Genomic DNA, 1,933 nt, shown 5'->3' with positions numbered 1-1,933 from the left:
GGAATAGATATGACTTTGTCAGCAGAATTATTGGCGGCAATGGCTATACCTACGGGACACTCCCTGCTGGCAGTAACGTTTGGACAGAATGGTTGAGAGTGGCTACAAATCCCATAAGTTCCCATACCTGTCTTGGAGATGCGGGGCGTATGTGCAACATGCTTTACGGCTCATCTCATCGTGAACAATTTCCTTTAAGTAAATCATGGAGTAAAAAATGAAACACATCGTAAAATTATTAAGTGCTGTAACTTTGTTAAGTATAGCTGGGTGCCAGTTTAATAAAACTCCCATATCTTCTATAGGGGCATGGGAGAAGCCAGGAGCAGATTTTACGGAGATAGGAAAAGCCTTGTTAGAATGCGGTATGCCAACCCCTTATGATAAGGATCCAGAAAGTAGAAAGCTCAGTAATAATGCAAATGCAACCATTGATGCTTGCATGCTCCAAGCGGGATTTCGCTATAAATATGATGTGGGGGGAGGCTGGTGTGGAAATCATAAAGCTGAAAACTTGCCCATTTGTCGTCCAGGCGCTGTTGTTCCACAGCGCAGTGTCAAGAAGCGCTTGAACAGCCCGTTTTGTAAAAAATATAAAAATAGTCGCAAATGCCAGCCTTAAGTTTTGCTGTTTGTGATGATTAACAATCCGCCATCCTTGCCTTCACTTGGAATGGCGCGATTGTTTCCTCACGCACATTATTTAACGGATGAAGAAAAGCAGCATTTACAAGAGGGTGCTGATGGCAAGGTGCATGTGTCCTTTAATGGCATCTTTACTCCACCAGAGGAAGCTGCTGTTTATGCGGTTCAACATGCGAAGGATAAAAATGAACCGCTTTATTTTGTTGTGTTCCCCCAAGCCGATTCTGCTATCTCAGAACTTCTAGTCGCGGGCTATCAGAAGTTTATGGAAAATAACTTTTGGGGTTTGACCAATTCCACACAAGAAGCAAAAGATATAATGTCTCGCTATGGTAACACAGGATTGCATTTTGATGCCCATAGTCGTGGCAGTTTGACAGGCTTTAATATGATGAATTCTTTCAAACAAGAAGGTGTAAATGATGTAGCTGGCAATACAACGATCAGTTTCTATGGACCAGCGGCCAATGTTTTGGCGGCATCCGGTCTGTTAGGTTATGTGAGTGGTGGCAAACAAACCACTATTGGCTTTGATGGGAATAGATATGACTTTGTAAGCAGAATTATTGGCGGCAATGGCTATACCTACGAGACAATACCTGCTGGTAGTAATTGGTGGAAAGAATGGTGGAGAGTGATCATGAATCCCATAAGCTCCCATACTTGTCTTGGAGATGCGAGTCCACAATGTAGATATGATTATGGTTTATCTCATCGTGAACAATTTCCTTTAAGTAAATCACGGAGTAAAAAATGAAACAAACTCTAAAATTATTAAGCACTGTAACTTTGTTAATTATAACTGGATGTAATATCGATAAACCTCCTCTAGGAGAGGTGGCAGCGTGGAAGAAACCAGGAGCAGATTTTACAGAGGTAGGAAAAGCCTTGTTAGAATGTGGAATGCCAACACCTTATTATACCGATCCAGAAAGCAGAAAGCTTAGTATCAATGCATGGGCAACAATTCATGCGTGTATGGTTCAATCAGGATTCCATTATGAAAATGAACATGAGGGTGGATGGTGTTATACTTTTAAAGCCGAAAACCTTCCCATTTGTCGTCCAGGCGCTGTGATCCCGAGGCCCAGTGTCAAGAAGCGCTTAAACAGCCCTTTTTGTAAAAAATATAAAAACGCACCTGAATGCAAACCTTAAGTGTTTCTATTGGTGATGATCAACAATCTGCCATCCTTGCCTTTGCTTGGAACGGCGGGATTGTTTTCTCAATCTAACATCTCAATATTGTTCACCGTTGTTTTAAGCAGCGGTGACAGAAAATATCAAC

General features: G+C 41.8%; 3 protein-coding genes and 1 pseudogene. All 4 read left to right on the top strand.

The genetic code is table 11. The annotated features are described in order from the left end of the window. Positions 1–221 (top strand): annotated as a pseudogene (locus ACFINR_RS09235) (filamentous hemagglutinin); the annotation flags it as partial. After that, a complete protein-coding gene (locus tag ACFINR_RS09230) occupies positions 218–622 on the top strand; it encodes a hypothetical protein (protein WP_183194650.1) in 405 nt (134 codons plus the stop codon). The pseudogene ACFINR_RS09235 and the gene ACFINR_RS09230, both read left to right, overlap by 4 nt. A gap of 15 nt (positions 623–637) precedes the next feature. Then, entirely contained in the window at positions 638–1,402 is a 765-nt protein-coding gene (locus tag ACFINR_RS09225) for a filamentous hemagglutinin (RefSeq protein WP_375654222.1), read from the top strand. Next, positions 1,399–1,803 (top strand): hypothetical protein, encoded by a 405-nt coding sequence (locus ACFINR_RS09220; RefSeq protein ID WP_375654221.1) that lies wholly within the window; start codon positions 1,399–1,401, stop codon positions 1,801–1,803. Before ACFINR_RS09225 ends, ACFINR_RS09220 begins: the two co-directional genes overlap by 4 nt. Positions 1,804–1,933: the final 130 nt, after the last annotated feature.

Origin of the sequence: Bartonella sp. AP19HLJMH, assembly GCF_042196245.1 — a bacterium.
Classification (GTDB): domain Bacteria; phylum Pseudomonadota; class Alphaproteobacteria; order Rhizobiales; family Rhizobiaceae; genus Bartonella.
The sequence above is the reverse complement of the archived record's forward strand: the minus strand, read 5'-3'. Positions and strand labels throughout refer to the sequence as shown.